19 protein-coding genes are annotated in these 19941 nt (G+C 48.2%); all 19 read right to left on the bottom strand.

Going from position 1 to position 19941, the window contains the following annotated elements; genetic code table 11:
• Window position 1: 1 nt before the first annotated feature.
• Window positions 2–592 (bottom strand): N-acetylmuramoyl-L-alanine amidase, encoded by a 591-nt coding sequence (locus tag E7746_RS14485; protein ID WP_135472859.1) that lies wholly within the window; start codon window positions 590–592, stop codon window positions 2–4.
• Window positions 573–1040, bottom strand: a complete 468-nt coding sequence (locus E7746_RS14490; protein WP_135472860.1) for a phage holin family protein — start codon at window positions 1038–1040, stop codon at window positions 573–575. Before E7746_RS14490 ends, E7746_RS14485 begins: the two co-directional genes overlap by 20 nt.
• An 85-nt stretch (window positions 1041–1125) precedes the next feature.
• Entirely contained in the window at window positions 1126–1575 is a 450-nt protein-coding gene (locus E7746_RS14495; protein WP_136411376.1) for a hypothetical protein, read from the bottom strand.
• A 5-nt stretch (window positions 1576–1580) separates the two neighbouring features.
• Window positions 1581–6188, bottom strand: coding sequence for a hypothetical protein (locus E7746_RS14500; RefSeq protein WP_135472862.1), 4608 nt, complete (start codon window positions 6186–6188; stop codon window positions 1581–1583).
• Between the two features lie 11 nt (window positions 6189–6199).
• On the bottom strand, window positions 6200–6616 hold the full coding sequence (locus E7746_RS14505; protein WP_135472863.1) for a hypothetical protein: 417 nt from the start codon (window positions 6614–6616) through the stop codon (window positions 6200–6202).
• Entirely contained in the window at window positions 6594–7619 is a 1026-nt protein-coding gene (locus E7746_RS14510) for an RNA-directed DNA polymerase (protein ID WP_135472864.1), read from the bottom strand. The genes E7746_RS14505 and E7746_RS14510 overlap by 23 nt, the downstream gene beginning before the upstream one ends.
• Before the next feature lie 275 nt (window positions 7620–7894).
• Window positions 7895–8254 (bottom strand): hypothetical protein, encoded by a 360-nt coding sequence (locus E7746_RS14515; RefSeq protein ID WP_135472865.1) that lies wholly within the window; start codon window positions 8252–8254, stop codon window positions 7895–7897.
• A gap of 54 nt (window positions 8255–8308) precedes the next feature.
• Window positions 8309–9751, bottom strand: a complete 1443-nt coding sequence (locus tag E7746_RS14520) for a hypothetical protein (protein WP_136411377.1) — start codon at window positions 9749–9751, stop codon at window positions 8309–8311.
• A 17-nt stretch (window positions 9752–9768) separates the two neighbouring features.
• The gene (locus tag E7746_RS14525; RefSeq protein ID WP_135472867.1) at window positions 9769–10521 is read right to left on the bottom strand and encodes a hypothetical protein; all 753 of its coding nucleotides are present in this window, start codon (window positions 10519–10521) and stop codon (window positions 9769–9771) included.
• Window positions 10522–10524: 3 nt separating this feature from the next.
• The gene (locus E7746_RS14530; RefSeq protein WP_135472868.1) at window positions 10525–11343 is read right to left on the bottom strand and encodes a hypothetical protein; all 819 of its coding nucleotides are present in this window, start codon (window positions 11341–11343) and stop codon (window positions 10525–10527) included.
• A gap of 2 nt (window positions 11344–11345) precedes the next feature.
• A complete protein-coding gene (locus E7746_RS14535) occupies window positions 11346–12335 on the bottom strand; it encodes a hypothetical protein (protein WP_238337399.1) in 990 nt (329 codons plus the stop codon).
• Window positions 12332–12820 carry a hypothetical protein gene (locus E7746_RS14540; protein WP_135472869.1) on the bottom strand — a complete coding sequence of 163 codons (489 nt, stop codon included), beginning with the start codon at window positions 12818–12820 and terminating at the stop codon, window positions 12332–12334. The genes E7746_RS14535 and E7746_RS14540 overlap by 4 nt, the downstream gene beginning before the upstream one ends.
• On the bottom strand, window positions 12817–17259 hold the full coding sequence (locus E7746_RS14545; protein ID WP_135472870.1) for a hypothetical protein: 4443 nt from the start codon (window positions 17257–17259) through the stop codon (window positions 12817–12819). The genes E7746_RS14540 and E7746_RS14545 overlap by 4 nt, the downstream gene beginning before the upstream one ends.
• On the bottom strand, window positions 17256–17426 hold the full coding sequence (locus tag E7746_RS15160) for a hypothetical protein (RefSeq protein ID WP_168184420.1): 171 nt from the start codon (window positions 17424–17426) through the stop codon (window positions 17256–17258). The genes E7746_RS14545 and E7746_RS15160 overlap by 4 nt, the downstream gene beginning before the upstream one ends.
• Before the next feature lie 74 nt (window positions 17427–17500).
• Window positions 17501–18019, bottom strand: a complete 519-nt coding sequence (locus tag E7746_RS14550) for a hypothetical protein (RefSeq protein WP_135472871.1) — start codon at window positions 18017–18019, stop codon at window positions 17501–17503.
• A gap of 143 nt (window positions 18020–18162) precedes the next feature.
• Window positions 18163–18720, bottom strand: coding sequence for a hypothetical protein (locus tag E7746_RS14555; RefSeq protein WP_135472872.1), 558 nt, complete (start codon window positions 18718–18720; stop codon window positions 18163–18165).
• A gap of 4 nt (window positions 18721–18724) precedes the next feature.
• The gene (locus E7746_RS14560) at window positions 18725–19135 is read right to left on the bottom strand and encodes a hypothetical protein (RefSeq protein WP_135472873.1); all 411 of its coding nucleotides are present in this window, start codon (window positions 19133–19135) and stop codon (window positions 18725–18727) included.
• Window positions 19132–19626, bottom strand: a complete 495-nt coding sequence (locus E7746_RS14565) for a hypothetical protein (protein ID WP_135472874.1) — start codon at window positions 19624–19626, stop codon at window positions 19132–19134. The genes E7746_RS14560 and E7746_RS14565 overlap by 4 nt, the downstream gene beginning before the upstream one ends.
• Window positions 19626–19940 (bottom strand): hypothetical protein, encoded by a 315-nt coding sequence (locus tag E7746_RS14570; protein WP_135472875.1) that lies wholly within the window; start codon window positions 19938–19940, stop codon window positions 19626–19628. Before E7746_RS14570 ends, E7746_RS14565 begins: the two co-directional genes overlap by 1 nt.
• Window position 19941: the final 1 nt, after the last annotated feature.

Consider the following 19941-nt stretch of genomic DNA (forward strand, 5'->3'; position numbering starts at 1 on the left):
TTTAGTTGTTCTCGAAATACTTTTTTATCGCGTCAATGTGTAACGTGGCTATGGCTTCTTTGCCAGACTCGCTTACGAGATATTCAACATCATCTTTGTTGTCTTGAAATAGATTCTCGGTAAGCACCGCCGGGCATTTTGTGTCACGCACGATTGCGAAGTTTCCTACCCAATAGCACGATGATGAGGGCAGTCGATTGCCCTGCAATCCGGCTCGGCTTGCTTCAATGTATAGCAATCGTGCAAGAGTCTTCGACTTCTGCGATGATTTGGGAGCAACCCACCCGGTCCATCCACGCGCATTGAGCCACTTCCCTTCGTTTCCGGCAGCGTTGATATGCACCGAGATTAATGCGCAATTCTGTGTTCCGTATTTGGCGCACAACGCATTTACTCTGCGCACACGCTCCCTTAGCGGTATGTCTGATTCTTCCGGCACAACAATTTCGGTATGGATTCCAGCTAAACACGCTTTCTCTGCAATACGGCGCACCATATCACGCGCCCACTCGTATTCAAGTATTCTCTTGTCGGGGCTGCATTTTCCGGGCGTGTTCTTTCCGTGTCCGTTGTCAAGTATTAACACTTTCATCTTTAACTGTGCTTTTGGGTTCAACATCTTCTAAGGCACGTTCAATGTCATGCCGTCCGGGTACGAGCTTCCAAAAGTTCAACTTTTTTTTAAGCCCTTTGTAGTCTGCATAGTTGTTTCCTATGCTTGCAAGTTCGTTGAGGTACACGTACATTACTATTGCGGCAGATACGACCGGCACGCCGAATAGCGCACCGAATGAATTGCGACACGTGTAGGCGACAAACATCCAACACGAGTAATCGAGTACTTTGTTCATAGTGCGGCGGCGCATACGTGAGCCTCTTATTTCATCTCCACGTTTTTTCGCGGCTAATATGCCGAATCGAAGGTCTGCCAATATGAATGCTATCGCTGCGTACAACCACCCTTGCATTGTGTCGTAGAAGTCACAAAAGAGCGATGAGAGCAACGCCTGCATGGCTTCGTGTAGAGAGTGATGTTCCATTGGAGTTGTGATAAACTGATTTTACCGCAAAGATAGGAAAATAATACTTAATAGGTACTATTTTGGGTAAAATTTTTTACTCGCTCTACAACAACGCTTCAAGCTCGTTGATTCTATCTCGTACAGTCTGCCTTTCTGAATGCAACTGCGCTATGTCATAGGGCAGTGTGTCGCCGAGCAAAGATGCTTCATAACATTTAGTCACGCGGTAGTCAGTCGCGGCGAGATTGTCTTTTAGGTCTTGAATCTGCTTGCGTACCTTTTGGGTATCAAATTTCCGCTCGTAGCGATATTTGATACAATCTCCGGCATCGTATGGTATTGGCACGACGATGCAATCTTCATCGTCGGCTATCATTTGACTTTCGTCAATCGGTTCTACCGGCTTCCAAATATCCGGGAGTGCCGCGATTTGCTCTTCAATGGAAACTTCTACACTCGCGACTGTTCCGTCTTCTTGTTTACGCTTGTAGATTTGGGGGGTCAACTCAATCGCCCTCAAATATCCATTTTCGATATATCCGTATTCTGTCATATTGATTAGTATTTCCATCGTGACACAAGCCACGACTCTTTTTTAGTTGTAGTATTTCCGGAAGTCACATATCCGATAGAGAAGACGAACATTCCGCCTTGCCCTTCGGAAAAATCGTAGTAATCATTTTCGGTTGCATCATCGTAGATATGATGCCCGGAACGAGGCTTAAATCTCATGCTGCCAGTCCACCATTGTTTAACGAATATCACTTGCCCCTCGTAAGGGTTGGAGGGGAGATATACAGTCGCTTGGTCGGAAGTATAACCAACTACGATAGTGTGATTATAGCTTAGGTACACAGTTTGATTACTACCGCTGACTGCTCGGCGGTGCAGTATCAGTCCGTGCGCATAGAGCTTATCAAAGAATCCTCCGACAGCCATTGCAGTCCCGGAGTTTTGTGCGCTGCCATAAACGCCCATGACAAGAGTGCTGAGTTTATCAATGTTCCATTCGCTCTTATCAACATTGGCAAAACCAAGTCCGACAAGTGAAGCGCGGAATGTTCGCCCGGTTGTAGCTGACATTGCTTCCGTTCCGGCTCTGTTAGCAAATATGCCGGACGGCGACATATAGCTAACATCGTAATTCTGCTTTGAGCGAGTTTCGACAAGGCCGCTCGTTGCGTCTAATGTTACCACTGCGCCTCTGCTCGATTCTCCGGGCATGATATGGTCGCCGCTCGAAGTATCGGTTTCAAGAATGATTTTAGGCTCATAGATGAATGTTGAGCCGACATATCGACCGACTTGCAGGAGTATTCGGTTTGCTGCTGTGTCATCGAGCGTTGAAACTATCTGACCGGCTTTGATAAACCAATCGCCAATGTTCGCGCCCTCGGCTAACAACAAGTTAGTCGCAATGCTCTCGAATGAAGCACCAAACGAGTTCCATTTTGAGGTACTGTCGGGAGTCACGCCGGAGAATGTTCCGGCATCAATCCTTGCAATATAATACTCGTTGCCGTATTTTACTGCGTCTAATCTATGTTCATTGCCGTAATATGTCTTCGTGTTGTCATACTTGCCGCAGAAAACCAATACGGGGCTTTTGCCGTCTTTGCCTGGCTTACCGTCAACACCGTCATAGGGCGTTACCCGCACCGGGCTACTCCAATCAGAGAGTAATTCGTTTGTTTCGCCCGATATTTTGGCAAACGTGCGCCACATATACTGAAGCGTTCCGAGTGTCGGCTGTCCTACGCTCCAACCGCTTGGGTTACGATTCTTTGAGGCAAGTGCCGGCGCACTTGCCTTTGAGCCGTTGACTGCGTATCGGTATTCCGTGAAGTCGCCGTTGAGGGCATATCGTAGCCATAGTGTCGGCGTTGAGAATGCACCCCAAACGCCGTCACGCTTGTATCGGACTGATTCAAATTCGTACTGATGCGTATATGTTACACCGCTCGGATTGTCAGTCCAAGAGTTTACGACCGTCCAATACGTTGAATCGCTGGGGTTATGAGCATTGCCGCTGCTGCTTGCTTTGATAGCCTTATAATACCGGTTATTGTATCTTACCAACGCACCGACACTATAAGATTTATCAGCGGCATACTCGTTGTTTGTCAGTGGTGGCACATAATCGTCAATATGTGGGTCACTGTATGGAGTACCCGGCACGGTGTCGCTGTCTGATAACAAATATATGCGCTCCGTGTCGGTTGTGTCGATTGAGAACGGCACCGGCACGCTCCACGCTCCAACATTTTTCGACATACCGTTGAAACGACCTACCGACACCCAACAATTTTCAACTGTCAAGATTCGATATTTCACGCAATCTTCATTCTGCGAGGTTGATGAGTCTTTCGCATAGCCGACTTCAACAAAATGGCTTCCGGGCGTTGGCACATTCACATAAAAGACTTCAGACTTTTTGCCGCTGATTCTTGCGGCATAGTTGGTCGTGCGGGTCATTCCGGCATCATCAAGTATGCCGAGAATGCCGAAGTCATAGTTTTCTTCAGATGAAACTACAAGCTCTATCGCGATAGTCTGATTTGCAGTCCGGGTCGTGAAGCTGATTCGGTTTTTCGAGAGATTGCCATCGGCAGTAGCCGGAGAAACGCGATAGCCGTCCTTGTACGTGAAAGTTGAGCCGTGATTGAAAGTGATAGTGTCTTTGTCGGGCGTGTCACTCCAACCGGCAGGCGAATTGCCCTCCGGCGTAGTCGGTCTGTTGATTGAATAGCGATATATGAGCTTGCTCCAATCGCCGTTTGTACCTTGAGATGCGTACAACGACCAATAAGCATTGTCATCGCCGCCGGGCACGCGTCCGGTACAATAAGATGGAGCAATACAAACATACATTGAAGTGCCTCTACCGTCATTGTATGAAACGAGGTCGCCTTTGTAATACGTTGTTTGAGAGTTCCAAACACCGCGATAGCAAGGCACCGGAAATTCATCTCCACTCTCGCTTTGCACCATCGTTCCGTTAAGAATGAGCTTATTGTCGCCGTTGATGTTGAAACGGAGCTTGTTGCCGAGCTTGAATGCGTTAGCAAGCATATCAAAGAAACTGTTGCCGTCAGCCGACACAACTTTGTCCGTTGTCACGCGCCCTGGCAATATCTCTGTGAAACCGTATAGGGTAGCGAAACTGCGCTCTCCGTCATATTCGCTGTTCAGCACGCCTACGAGCAAGTGATAATAATTTGCTTCTTGCTTCATCGCGATTGCCGTAGGCGACAATAGGAATGAGCCTACAGCCGAGGTGTTAGTACGATGCACTCTTGCATACAGATAGTACTGTTTAGAGCCGTCAGTAAGTTGTGGCGACTGATAGCCGTTCATCTCCCAAATAAGATATTCATTCGGGGTATGGGACGGTGCAAGTGTGTTGATTCCGAGTGTCAGATGTTGTAAATATCCGTGAGGGCAGCTTAATTGTTTTGTCGTGTCATTGTAAGTGATATTGAATCCGACCGCGACAAGTGAAGTCCGGCTCTGAACGAAACGGAACTGCAAACTCTCGTCTCCGACAAGCATCTGCATTGTTCGGACTGCTATTGGATTTATTGAGTTCGTGAAGTTGTCGAGCAAGGCATCTTCAAGCATCGACATCGTTTCGGTTGCATCGCGGAATCTGCGTTTTGTGAATCGTATCGCATCGCCGTGAGCTTCATCAATCTTCACTTCGTTTTGGTCTATCTCTTTCAGTTTTGAGCTTACACTTGTTCCGCGAGATTCGTTTGAGATAGTGATGATTGGCGAATATGGAGATGATAGATTTTCTTTTATGCCTACGATTCGGATAGGCACGCCGTCTTTTGCAAACTGTTCGTCAGTAAAGAGTATATAGCTTCCGATTTTAAGACGGCCGCCGATGCGCAACCAATTCTTTTTAGTGTAGAGCGACTGAAGCTCTCCGCTAAAAGTAAATTTCGGGTCTTCGTTCTCGTACAAGTATCGCGCCGCTTCTCTGAACATCTCCCAAGATGCGCCGGATTTGTCGGCATCGTTGCGTATGTATTCGTTAGGCAGCATGATTCCGAAGACAGCGTACTTATCGCCGACTTGTGGAATGTAAGACGCATTCGGCATTGTAATGCCGTCTATCTCTTGCGGTTTGAGTTCAAAACGCCGCTTATCGTGGTCGTACTTAAATTCAAACTGCTTTTCATCTCCGGCAAGCATTCCGCTTTGAAAGATGATTGTAGCTGTTTCGCCCTCAATCAGATAGTCGTTGAAGTTAAGATTGCTCGGTATCGTGTTATCCACAAAGTCATACCAATTCTTATTTGCATCGACTGTCACGACTGAAGTAACTTCGCCGACACGAGAGGGGTATATTTCCGAACAATCGAAGCTATCCTCTTTGCGTGCTGAAGATATTATGTCGTAGCGTTCTATGAAGTAACCGTCACTGTCGGCTTTATAGACACGCCCCTCATATTCGAGCGTCTGACCTTTCGGGAGCAATAAGTCCGGCGCACCATACTTGGAGCGGTCTATATTTCGTGAGCCGCCTTGAACGTAGAGCCTCTTGACCGGCACTTGTCCGCTGTCGGTCGAGCGTCCGACACCCGGTTTGAATCCGTTGCCTTTGCCGTAGCCAAGCGGCAGTGGGTCATTCTTGAAGTATTCTACTTTACGAAGATGAATCACCTTACCTATGATTTCAAACTCCGTGTTAAACACTTCTGCCACACTCTGTAACGCTGCATCGCAATATGAATGATTAAACTCAACCGTCTTTTCGGTCACGTCAATACATTCGCCCACACTCCAGCCACCTCCGGCGCGTTGATTGAGATTCGCAACGATTATCTCAATAAACTCGTGAGGCTTTGCGCACAACGACCACTTCAAGCGGTGGTCTACTGTGTTGCGCATTTTGTATTCGCCGAGCAATTCGGATGGGTCGCCAAGCGTCAGAGTGTATTCAAGCCTACGAGTTCCGCTTTTCTTGAAGTTCTCCGGCTTGTTGAGCGTATAGACTTCGCCTTGATACTCGCACCAAGCTCCGACCGGGATTTCGATAAATTCCGGCATCGAAAATTTGAGTGTTAGAGTGGTCTTCTCTCCAAGGGCACGGTAGCGGTAAGAACTATCGTCCTCGTAGATTTTTAGAGTCTTGTTATTGAAATGGAGCGTTATCATGTGGGTGTCGATTATTCGATGTTTAATTCTTCACAGTCCGCGTCAACCTGTGATTTGATGGAATCGCGCTGCGTGAGGAATGCTTTGTATGCGTTGATGGCAGACTGTGCCTTTTCGCCGGTTTTGGAGCCGAAACAACCGAGCTGCGCGGCGTTGTAGTCGTTGATTAACTTCTGTTCGCGATTGTTCGGCCACATAGCGGAAATGACGGCTTCGAGTATGGCGTTACTTGACACCGGCGACCACACAACGACTTCCAGGCACGAGTACTGCGTGCCGCTCTCCTGCGCGTTGGCTGTTTCGCCGTCAGCGGCTGAATGTTCAGTTGCGGGCTTTGCTTCTTCTTGAATGTCCCAACGGTAGAGATAGCTTCCGTTGCCGACTGCCTCCAGAGTAGAAGGCATTTCATCGTAAAATGCACGTTTCATAAAATTGGGGTTTGATGATTGTTTTTAGTAGATGTTTTGAGTTGCATACTTTCGCCCATCCAAACCAACTGCAAAGCTGTTGTTTGTAATCGGCGGCGGATATGTCACTGCGTTTGTTCAATCGGGCTGCTGCGCGGCAAAAATTCTTCTTGATGCCTTTGCGTATCAGCGTCTGATTGTGATAGAAGACGAAACCGACAAAATCCAATCCGCGACCGTGTTTGTCGTTTCGGCTCTCGGCGATTGGAAACACTTGCTCATTACCCTTTAGATTCAATTTGAGTGTAGCGAGGTATGCTTTTATGTCTTTGAGCAACGCTTGAAGTTCCTCTTTGCTCGATGAGAGAAACACCATATCGTCAGCATATCGGAAATAATACTTTATACGCTTGACTTCTTTAATCCAATGGTCGAAGTAAGCAAGCATGAGATTGGCGAAGTATTGGCTTAGGTAGTTTCCGATAGGCACGCCGTCAGTGCTGTCAATTATCGTGTCTAAGAGTTTGAGCGTGTCGGCGCATTTGATTTTTCGCCGGACAACTTGCTTCAGTATGTCGTGGTCAATAGACGGATAGAACTTGCGCACGTCTATTTTAAGGCAATAGCGCGTGTTCTCTTTGTCGCGAAGTGCTTTCTTGACTTTCCGCATTGCGCCGTGAATGCCGCGACCTTTGATGCAACTGTATGTGTCAACTGTAAATGTTGATACCCAAATAGGCTCTAACACATTCATTATTGCATGGTGGAGTATGCGGTCGGGATAGTACGGCAGTCGGAAAATCAATCGTTCTTTCGGCTCGTAGATTGTGAATGTCGAATAGGGCGAATTGACAAACGCCCGATTCTTCAGTTGCTCGTGAAGCGCGATGATGTTGGCTTCACGGTTCTTGTCGTGAAGTCGCACACCGTAGGAGCGAAGTTTTCCGCGCCTCGCCTTTTCATCGGCAAGTCGAAGATTCTCCAATGAGATTATTTTCTCATATAAGTTTCCTATTCGCTTCATTCGCTTTGCTTTTCATTGTTGGGGCTTTTAGCAACGCGGATTACTCCGCGCTGCTTACTAACTCCGTTTTGAGGTGATGTTTTTTGCCAAGGGGCAGGGTCATTGCTCCGAGTTTTGTATATTTTTTACCAAATTGAAAATCATTGACGGGATCTGATATTCGCATTCGTATTCGAGGGCGTGTTATTCGAGTTCGCATACGCAAAACCGGCATTCGCGCTGTTATTCGCATTACCGCTGAAAAGGACACCGCAAGAGCAATCAACCTTATATCGTCACTCGAAGTAATATCGGTTGCCGTTCACTTTGAGGGTCACTCTGCGAGGAAAAGCGTTGCGCTTCTTAATCTCGTTGAGAACGTATCGTATATCACGCGAGTTGGTAAAGAACTTTCGAGCGTCTTTCTCCGGGTCTTCAAGATTCATCTTGATTTTCACGAGGACGCGATTCTCGCCAAACTTCGTCTTCATTCCCTCGAAGAAGTCACACACCCAAAAAGTGGTGTTGATGAGATGCTGCTGATTCGTTTCTTTGCAGTTGAACTGCTTGTTTGTTTCGTCAGCCGGAATTTGGAGGAAGTCAAGTGAGCCATCATCGACTCTCTCTTTGTTTTCGATTTCTTGTTTATTTTCCATTGCGTTGTGGATTATTATGTTACTTGTCGTATTTTGTGGGCGCGGCGTGCCGTGTTACGCTTGGGGGATAAAGCAAAGACGGGAGCCGACAGACGCATACGTAGCCGAGGGCGCGTTAGACGAGTCCGCATACGCAAAACCGGCATACGCGCCGTTATACGCATTACCGCCGAAAAGGACACCGCGCAGAGCTTCAGCCGTTGGAATGTTCGTATAGTGGTAGTCACAGAAATACGTTGTCGAGCCTGCGCCGGAGCTTACAGAAGGCATAATGTCGCCGTGTTCGCCAAAGATGATTTCTTTGACATATCCCTCGTTTCGAGCTTCATTGCCGACATGAGCATAGCCGGTGTAATTGCTATCTGTAAACTTTGTCGGGTCTGCACACACGAATACCTTGCTAAGTCCGTCACCGGTCGGGGTGTTCGGGCTGATACGCACGTTGATTCCGTCAGTCCATTGCCAAATGTGACCGAACGGATTTTCAACGCCGCGATAGCGAGGCACACTGAATGTTTTAAGCACATCACCGGCTTCATTGTGCGCTTCATAGGCTACGATGCCCGAATTGTTGCCGAGGCTGTCAGTGTGACCGCATGGAACGAAAGGATGATTACCGTTAAAATTGCTCCAACTGCTCCAATCCCACGTTGTCACGCCATCGCCTAAGCCACCTTGCGCATAGCCGTTAGCGTCTTTTGCCGCGTTGTATGCGGCTTGGCTGTCGAGCGTTGCATACTCAATCACAAAGAGCCAATAGAGCGTCTTTTGTGCTTCGTAGGTCATGCAGTTCCACTCGGTGCTTCCGGCTTTGCGGTTACGCGCATAGGTGCGGAAGTTCGTGCGGCTGATTTGAGTGACCGGGCGACCGAGTGCCGAGCGGTATGTGCCATCCCATGCACTCTGATTGCCGCACCCTCTGAAGTCGGCAGAATCATTCACGACTGATGAAAGTTTGTTGCCGGTGCGCTGCAACGATGCTTCATAGGCAGACACGTACATTTTAGGCACGTGGTGATAGCCGGGAAGTGGATGTTCTGATATTTTCACGCGCTGTATGTTGCCGCTCGTTTCAAACTTGCGGTAGTGGTCAGGGATTTCGACCATGACTTGACCGCGTGAGCCGTCACGAGTCGAGCCGAGCCACGATTCCGGCGGCAGATACTCAACAACTTCGCTGTCATCATTCAGCAAGCAACCTTTCATGCGGTTGTGAATCGGGAGTGAGCGGTGCAAGTCCATGTTGCCGATGCGTGTGCAAGCCGGAGATGAAACGGTCTTGTCGCGCTCTATGCCGTAGGCGCACTGGCTCTCCAAATAAGGGAGCATCGTAGCGAGTGCGGCTTTCTTGCTCTCTCCGTCTTCGTCAATAACGTGAGTTACGAGCTTGAACGGATTGGTACCGTTGACTTCCGGCAGGTCTTGAATGCGTTTGCCGGACTGAAACGCTGCAAGCATCTGAATTACGCCTGCTTCTTGGTCTGATGTTAATGCCATATTTTGTTAATTAGAGGTTAGTTTAATAGGAAGTTGCCCGATGAGAGAATCATCGCCGTATTGCGGTTGTTGACAAGCGAGATTCCAGCACATTTTACCCTTATCGAGATTGTCTTATATAGCTGCGTGTTGCCGGTCGGTATCACATGAATCACACTGACACCCTCGTGATTTATTGATATTCGACCGTCCGGCGCGACTGATACGGCGTTATTGTCGCTGAGATACATGATGTTAGGCAGTGAGTATTCCGGCTGCAATTTAGCGCGTATGAATATCTCGGCAAGATTTCCGAGCGTGAGTTCTTCCGGGTATTCAACCGTCATGCCGGACGGCAGCAATCCAAGCGAGGTAACTTGTGATGCAGCGTCAATCAGTGCCTGGCATAGTTCGGTTGCCGAGATTGTTTCTTCTTTGGCTGTCTGCGCTTCACTCGCTGCTGTCGTGGCGGCAGCTGCGGCGGCTGAAGCTGCGGCGGCTTGCGTGTTCGCGTTTCCGGCTGCTGTATTTGCGACATTCGCCATCTGCAACGCTTGCTCCTTTGCGGCGTTTGCATTGGCGGCAGCTGCAAGAGCTTCAGCGGCAGAAACGACACAAAACCACCACGCGCCATCTGTGACGGCGTGATTTGTATTGCCGTCTTTGATAGACAAATACGCGCCGTTATTATACGAAACGAGGTCTAAACGCTCGTATGTGGTCGCGGATGAATATGCACCTTTGGGCGATATTGCGACTTTTCCTAAGTCGATTGAAAGATTACCTGCCATAGTTTACTGATATATGAATTTTAAGTGACCGGTTTCATTGTCGAGAACGAATTGATTTTCGGCGATTTGGTCTTGATAGTACATGATAAGGTGCATATCGCTTTCGTCAACGATGAATGACGGATACAATACACCGCCTTTCGCGAGTACACCGGTATCGACATACTTCTTCGCGGTTTCGTCCCAACGCCACCAATTACCATTTTCACCCATCTTCGGAGGGTTGTTGGCTTGCTCTTTCGCTCGTCCGGCTTGTTTGTCTGCTTCTTTTGCAGAGTTGTTTGCAGTCGTGGCGGCATTATTGGCGTTTGTGGCGGCATCGTTAGCGGCTTTCGTTGCTTCTGCGGCAGCTTTCTTTGAAGCATCTACACTATTGGCGGCATCGTTAGCGGCTTTCGTTGCATCTTCAGCGTTCTTCTTCAGAGTGGCGTGTTCTGTCACTCTGTCGGATTCAGCTTTCGCACGAGCTTGCTCGGCTTGTTTCCGGGCTTTCTCATTGTTTATGCGTGTCGTTTCATTGCCATTTCGAGTCTGCTCATTTGACAGTCTATCTCGCTCGTTGCTTTGTCTGGTCTGCTCATTGGCTTCGATGGCAGCTCTCGATTTGTCGGCATTCTGTGCGGCCGTATTTGCTCGTGTCGCTGCTTTGTCGGCATTGCCAATAGCGGTTTCAACACCCGATTTCAACGATGCGATAGTGTCTGCAATATATTGCAGCGACACGCGGACACTCCGATTGAGAGCGTCAACGCCGATAGTCCACAAACCGTTGAATGCGGTTGACGGAGTAAGCTCCGATATTTTCTTTCTTATTGCACCCATATCTATTCGTGTAGTTTCAAGTTAATTTCTACATCCTCGCTTCCCGGCTCGGTAATGACTATCTCTCCGTCTTCGGTTACAAGCACGAAATAATTGCCGAGAGGTCGGCAGTTCGTGAATGTGAGCGTAGTGGTAAATTCGCACCAAACCGAGCCATTGCGCCGAATGTCAAACGTCGTCACGCTGTTGCTCTTATAGTGACATTCGAACTCATCTATCGGGTTGTCGATATATAACTTTCGCGATTCCGGCTTCAATACGACCGCCCAAAAGGAGTACCACCGTTGCCAAAAGTCCGAAATGCTCGGAGCGTGTATCAACAACTTCAGTCCTACATCTTTCGACTTATACATTACCCAGTCATTGTCATACACGACACCCGGCGAGTTTTTGACATTGACGGTAAGATTCGCCCTTACATTCGGAGCTTTCTCTATATTGTCATCGGTGCCGTCAAGCACATAGATTCCAAAGCGAGAAAAATCTATATCGTCAAGTTCATAGCCTTTCTGCTTGAATCCGGCTGGAGCTGTCGCATACGGCTTATGATTCAATATGATGTTGGAATCGTCCAAATCATCTTCATTAATGAAGTCGTTAAGCACGACCGGGGGGAAGTCATCTGCGAAGTTGACCGATATTTTGCCGAGATGAATCAGAGCCGACCGCGAGGGGTTTCCGACAAGTCGCAACTTGTAAGACTTGGAGAGTTCTGCAAAATGGAATGTGTGATATGATTTGTCCGACAGCAATTCAAAAAGATTGTCGACCATATCAATTTCAGTGATGCAGAACTGAATCGCGAATGTCTTTGTGTCGAGAATCGGACTTGTGAGGTCGGTTTCCTCGCCGTCATACTCATCCCATTCGGTAGATTCCAACTTTTTGAAAGAGGGCATCTGTACGAGTGCCTTGTACCCGTACTGTTCAACGAATACGCCATATTCGGCGTAAGCGTCTTTGCCGTCTATCAAAAGTTTGTTGAACATCATAATACTTTTGCGTTGTCTTGTGTCATTATCGCGACTTGTGATTTTTTGTCATTCTCGATTTTTACTACACTGTACCCGGACGCTATGACCGTAGCTTTCGCGCCACACATGAGGCAAACGGTATAGGCTGCGGTTTCGCGGCATTTCAGCACGGCGGTGGTATCTCCCACCAAAAAGACATTTCGGACATCTGTAAGCGTTATTTCTCCACAGTCGATATACACGCCTAACCGCTCCGGGCTGTACGGCTTGAACTTTCGGAATGTATCGAGTTTCGGGAATCCGAAAGTTGTCATAAACTCCATTCCTTGCACTGTAAACATAAGACGCACCAAGTCCGCGAAATCTTCATAACCGGCAAACATACGGCACTCGGAGAGTTTCCGGGCGACATCGTGCCGTCCGGCTCTCTCGCATTGAGCTTGCGCCTTTGCTTTGGCTTTGAGCCAATCTTGCTGTATGGATTTAATAAGCTGATTTATCATGTCCGTAATTTTAATCCGCGAGTATCAATTTCATCTACGCTGTCTTTGATAGCTTTGACGTTTTCTTTGACATCATCGAGTTTTTTGTTAGTTTCTTCGGTGTTGTCTTTGATGCCGGTTGCTACTTCAAGTAACCGTGTGCCGGTCGCGTTAAGCTCTTTTACACCTTGCACAAGCGTATATGTATGCTCTTGAATCATCGAGAGCCTTGCATTATTTTCATCTACGCTGTCTTGTGAAGCTGTGGCGATTCCTTTTTGAGTGCCCTCGCGTTCGGCATCATCCAACGGAGCAAACCACTTCTTCATATCGTCCGGCAGATTGTTCCAAACTTGTTGAAAGTTTGAGCCGACTTCGTTCAAGTCCGAAGACAGGTCATTCATCGAGTTAATCACGTTGTCAATGCCTTTGAATCGACCGTCAGAGCCAAACCAGCGAGTCTTGTATTTGTCGAATATTTGCCCGATAGGTTCTTCAATGAATTTCGATATAAGCATTCGTTTCGTGATGTCGGCGATAATGTCCTTGACGGTCGAGTGCCACGCTTCCATCGCGTCCTCGCCTTGCGCTGCGGCATCCATAAAAGCATCTCCGAGCCGCTTGGAAATATCTTCAGATGAGCCACCGATAATGTCTTCAAGCATCTCATTGATGATTGTAGCCATTTCGTGCGCAATCTCTTGGATTTGGCGTTGCCAATCCTCAATCTTGCCGTTGTCGGTGTCTTTTTTGTCGCGCTCTTGATTGATTTGCCGCTGAATCAAGATTTGTTGCTCTGCGAGATTCTCAATCTGCTTGCGCGATTCCTCATATTTCTTGCCGCCGAGAGCTTTGTCAGCGGTATATCCGACACTTGCATAGGCATCCGCGAGTTTCTGAATGGATTTCTCGTAAATCTCGTTACGATATACCATTTGACCGATAGCGCGGTTAAACCAATTCGCATATTGCTGCGAAGTCAGATGCAAGCGGAGTACTTCTTCGGTCGTATCGCGATAGACGCTGTTCAGCTTCTTCACGGCATCGCCCACGCGCTCTTTGAATCGCACTGTGTCGGCGTTGTCAAGCTCCCATTGCAGTTGGTCGATGCGTTCTTGCAGCCGCTCGATTTCTTTCTGCTTGGATTCATCATCATTGAAAAGGCTTGCAATAGCTGTCGCAATCTGTAATGCGGCAGATATTACAGTCAGAATGATAGATGCTTTTTCAACTGTCGATATTGAAGTGGCGGTCGCTTGTGCGGTCGCTTGGGTGGCTGTTCCGGCTGCTTCGGCAGTTTGAGCGACATTCTTAGACACGCTCTTGCCGACATCTCCAATCGCGGAAATGACATCTCCGGCTGCGTCTACGACTTCATCAATAAAGCCGAGTGCCTTATCCATACTGTCGGCAATATCGGATGAGAATATCCGGGCGAGCTTTGACGCACGGCCGCCGATATCGGTAACGACTGTTCCGGCAGATTTGAGTTGTGTCGCGAATGTCTTGTATGACTTAGTGACATTGTTCCGGGCATTTAATGCGCGTTGGTCTGCTTGGAGGCTCTTTGTCTTTGCGTCAGTGAATTTTCTCTCTGAAGCTGTGACACGCTCGTTAGCATCTGCAAGCTCCTGACAATCTTGTGCGAGTTCGCCGGTTTCGATTAGTTCGAGAATCTTATGTTTAGCCTGCAAAGCGGCGTTGTATTCCGCTTCGGCTTCGTTGAGTGCTGTTTGTGCGGCCGCAACTTCGGCGAGAGCCGCAACAAGCTCGTCTTTCGCCGTAGATATGTCCTTGAATGACTTATGAAGAGCCGTGAATGGGTTGCGTGAAGCAATCTCATTCTCCATCGCCGTTATCGCCTCCTGGAATGTCTTTATCTGCTCAACGCTCATGCTTGCTTTCTCACGGTCAAAATAGGTCTTGACCTTTTCAAGAGAGTATTGCAATGACTGAAGCGACTGATTGCCAAGGTCGCCGAAAACAACATCCCAATTAATGGTCTTCTTGAAGTCCTCGGCTTTCAACGATGAAAACGCTTCTTCCATTTTGTCTAATGCTTTCGGCAGCATATCGGGCGCGATTGCGGCGACTTGATTAATCTTTTTAGTCCATTCAATAGTCAGCTTGTCGAATCTGTCCTCATACGAGCCAAATTCATCTATTAGCTGATTCATGTATTTTGTGCGCACGTCGGCGAGTTGACGCTCTACTGAATTGGCAATGTCGGCTAATCCCTGCGAGTAGTTAGCTGCGACATCTTTGTTTTTCAGTAGTTCATCAATCCAATCTTGCAAAGAGCGTTTGCCTTGAGCGGAGTTTTCCCAAGTATCTTCAGTGGCTCCGTTCTGTGTCATAAACATTGCGTGAGCGTTGTCGCGCATTGCTTCGGCAAGCTCGATTAACTGCTGCTCCCATGCTTTCTTGCGGCTCTCGCCGTTCCGGCGTATAGTAGCGAGTTCTTTGCCGTAACCGGCTTCCATGCTGTCTATCATCGCTTGCGAGATAGCGTTATTGGTGTCGGTTATGTATTTTTTGACTTCAGCTTGATATTCAGCAAGTAGTTTACGCTGTTCACGTGCCGCTGCTTTGGGGTCGAATGTCTTGCCGCTACCGCGATTGCCGCCGGATTTCGGGTCAATGTGAACGACATCGAAGTGATTTTCTTTTTGGAATCTTTCGAGGTCAGCTTTTTGCTGGGTCATCGCTTCTTTCCAATAGTCTGCTTCTTTGTTGGCTTCTGCAATCATATTCGCCCGGCGTTCCTCGTTTGAATCTCCAAACCAACGTGCCGGATTATACCAACTGCGGTCAAATTCTCCGTTTTCGGCTTTGTGGGCTACTTCAAGAGCTTCAACGTATGCTTCAACGTATTTGTTAAGCAAACCTTGCTGAACGGCTTTCATCCGCAGCATCTCGCAATACGCGGGGCCGCGTTCAGTCAATACGCGCTCCCACTGTTCAAGAGAATCATAATAGCCAAGAGCTTCACCGTATTTGCTGTTAAGCTCATTGACTTTCTTCTTCTCTTGCTCTTTGGAGCCGGTAAAGTTTTTGCAAGCCTTGATGTTGTCTTCGAGTGCGACTTGTTCTTGAATGTAGGTCTTTGCCGCATCTTCGTTGATTTTATTGAGGTCTTGTGTATGTTTGACGGCTTCGTCTTCGGCTGAACATAAATCGACAATCCACGAAACAAGTTCGCCAACGAGTACGACCAACGCGCCTATGCCGGTTGATATGAGAGCGAGTTTCAAAACGCGCATTGCAATCGACATGGCTTTTGATGCGGCAGTACCGGCAACCAATGCGCCGGTATGTGCGTTCTGTGCGGTTGTCGCTGCTTTTGTCGCGCTCGTGTTTGTAGCTTGTGCGCCTGCTCCAGCAGTCGTTACGGCATTGTTCTCTTGCTGTGCGGCCGTATCGACTTTCGTAACGGTCGCGTTTTCTGCTGTCGCTGTAGTGTTGGCATTCTGTGCCGCTGTCGCACTTGCTGTCGCTGTCGCTTCTTGGGTCTGCGATGCTGCGCTTTTGCCGGTCAGCTTGTTCCACTTTTGTTTGACCGCATTGAGCGTTACGAGTGAAAAGGCTGAATCCTTGTTTAAGGTCTGCTGAACTTGCTGCAATCCCATCGTAATAGCCATTAGGGACTGCACCTTTAGCATTATTTCTTGCAGATGTTCATTCTCTCCGGCGAAAAGTCCGACCGCGCCTTGTGCTGCCGAAAACGCGCCTGACAAACCGGTTAAGCCGGAGATTATTCCGGCAAACTGATTTTCATCATTAGCGAATACATTTCCGGCTGACTGAATATCGCCTTGAATATCTTTGAGCCGACCTATTTCTTCTATGATTTCACGATAACGCCCTGTCGTTTTGTCTATTTCGCGCCCTTGCGCTTGCTCGGCATCGCGCAATGCGGCAGCTTCCATTGTAAGCTCACGGATGCGCTGGCGTAATGATACTGCGGCAGTGCTTTGTTTCTCTGCGGCATTGGCGGCAGCAACTAATGACTTCTCGTTTTTTTGTAGCTCTTTTTCTTCAGCTTGTGCGGCCGCAATAACCTCTTTGCGAGTAGTGATTACTTCTTGAATAGCCTTGCGCTGCTGTCGTAGCTCTTTGACATACTCGCTACGTCCAGGCACATTCGCATACTTGTTGGCTTCTTCGGTTACTTGGCGATATGCCTCTTGAAGTTCGTTTACGGCAGAGTTGTTTTCGCGTATGACACGCGCAATCTGCGCGTATGCTTCGCCGATAGCGTTCAGTGTCGGAGTATCATCATACAGAAATTTGAGGTCAACTTCCGGGATTGAAGACGATATGAGTTGCTGAATCCTCGCGCTCTCCTGCTCAATCTGTGAGGTCACGCCGCCGACTTTCTCGGCCATGTGGTCGAGAGCTGCGTCATATTCCGAGGTATCTATCCTCGCGGCATAGGAAAGTCCGTCATTAGTATTCATCTCGCTTTAACTTCTATTTCTTCGTCTTCGTCAAAATCCTTGAAATTATTGGGGTTATTTGCGTCTTTGCTGTCATCGTATAGCGGCGCGTCTGAATTGTCTTTGTTGCTCGTATCATCCGGCATCGGCATCGCGCGGCTGTAAAGCAAAGCATTCAAAAAGCTCATTTCATAGAGCGCGTATTTTTCGGTTACGCCGAATATCTTTGCTACTCCAAGTATCGAAGCCCAGATACTGTCATTCAGCTTATCACTTCCGCTTTTGTTGGCTTTAGTATATTTACCGCGCTTAGGGAAGTGATAATTGCGAAAAAACTTGCCGCCTCGTTCTGCTTCAGTCGCTCAATTATCATGTCGTTAAGCTCCGAGGGACGCACGTTCAAGAGAATCGCATTGGCAAGCTCCGATTTGCGGTCTATTATTTCGACAACTTTTTTACGGCGTTTGATAAGTCCGAAGAACTTGCGTTCTTCGATGATTTTTTCACGCCTCTCGGTAAGATTCTTTGCACCGAGAATCAGCACGGCGGCAATTTCTCCGAGCGGCTTGAAGTCTTTTGCATGATGCGCTACTATGTCGAGCCACTGTTTTTTGTCAAGATTCTCGAATGTCGGGAGTGTCGATATAATCTCCGACACGAGAATGAGCGTAGCAAGAGAGGGCGGCGCAATCTCGTATTTCTCGCCGTCAATCTCGAAAGTGATGTTCCTTTCAAGAATGGTGGCTGCAACCTTGCTTTCTATTGTCGTTTTATCGTTCATTGCTTTTAATGATGAATTAGTGCGCCGAGCCGAATCGAACGGCTGTTTCTCGCCTAAGCGAGCGCATGACCAACTATGCTGCAACGCGGATGCGAGTTTAACCTCCAACTCGAAAGGGCGTCTTTCCGCTTGTCATTGCCGGTTTAGGAGCCGCCACCGGCAGTAAGGTCAGATGCAAACGTGGGGTCTGCCCAGTCTGTCTTTTTGACTCTGAACTTCTTGTAGAGCAAACCGTCTTCGGTTTCGATGATTTTGAAAGTGAGGTCAACATACGAGCCTTCGTCTTCAGATGAGCCGGGACGGAATTTGACGGAGCATTTCGGAGCTTTTACACCCTGCGCTCCGATATTCTTCGGGGTCACTTTGACTGAAAACTCGCCCTGCACGATGTTTGTCTTGACATCGAGTTCATCGCCGTCAGTGCTGATAACTGCGCCGGTCAACATCTTCTCGGTGTCGAAGTCCATCTCCTTGACGCGAGTAGTGATTACTACTTCGGGTTCGCCCTCTTCTTCGGCAACGGTTTTGCCGCCGGATGCTTTCGCGGTCAGCGTTTCGCCATCAGAAGTTGAGAGTGAAGTCGATTTGTCGTTAGTCGTGCCGACCGAAACGAGCTGCGTTGCCATAGCATCGTTAGCCCCGGTTGGTCCGATTTCAACACGACATTCCGACCACGACATGATGATTTTCTTGCGTTTCATACTGTTACTGTGTTAATCGTTGAAATTTTAATCGTGTTACAATTAGATGCTGCTCTATTTCTTCGGGGAGTTCCGTTGATTTTGGCAGTCCGTCACATCGAATCAGATACTCGGTATCTTCGCAATTCTTTACAAAGGCTATTATCGCGCTTTCCAAGACACCGACACGCGCTTTGTCTTCGACTTTGCGCCCATCGTTGTTTGCAATGTCAGGGACATAGACGTGAATCAGCATTATGCCGCCTTGCACTTGTTCGTCAGTCCCGGCAAGAAACTTGACAATCAAATCTTCGCTTTTAGCGTTTGTCGGTCGCATCCCGCTTCGGTACACGCTTCCGCGAATTTCCTTGCCTAAGTCGCTGTTTTTTACGAGCGTATAGAAGTCGCGCTCAAAGTCTATTTCCGTCTTTGTCATTGCGGCGTGATATATCCTTTTAGAAGTTTGTTCAGTAATCGTTCTGCTTCGAGTTCGGCAGATGCAAGCACGTTTTTACCGCGCACGTTTTCAACATAGGCGGCGTATTCCATGCCAGCGCACACAATCAGCACCACGCCCCAAGGGAATTTAGCTTGCAGACGCTTCAAGAGAGCTTGCCCCTCTGATACGCCTTGCGCTCCGTTTCCTTGTTTGCCGGAGTATTGCTTTGTCGCGCCATGCACTTTGACTTCGCCATCAACGAGAATGACATACCCGATAGAACTTCTGAGATTGCCGGTAATGTCGTTGTAATCTCCGCTTTCACGCGCCATTTTGACACAAGCCTCACCGATGAACGAAAATTGCTTGACGAGATGAGCGATAAGCTCTTTTCGCTTTATCTTCAGCGATTGATACAGCTTGCGCGTGTCAGTCTTTGACACCAACACGCCTTTGTATTTGCCGTGTGTCTGCGTTGTTTTTGCCATTACACAAGTATCTGAATACGTCCTACGGTTGTCAGCGGCTCACGACTCATTACCCGAAATTCGCCAAGTTCTTCAGAGTGCCGGGTCAGTTTCACACGTTCAAATTGCGCTTCTTCGTCAGATTCGATAAGCACTGTGAATGAAGCCATGCGAAATTCGCCATCCTCGTACTTGCCCTTGCGGTTGTCGGAGTTCGTTTTGATAGAGCATTCTATCGGGTCACTCCATTCGGTAGTGGCTTCGATAGGCTCTCCATACTCGTTCTCCCCACCGGGTACGACTTTCAGATATTGAAGTGTGCCGTTTGTTCTCATT

The organism is Muribaculum gordoncarteri, from assembly GCF_004803695.1.
In the GTDB taxonomy this organism is placed as follows: domain Bacteria; phylum Bacteroidota; class Bacteroidia; order Bacteroidales; family Muribaculaceae; genus Muribaculum; species Muribaculum gordoncarteri.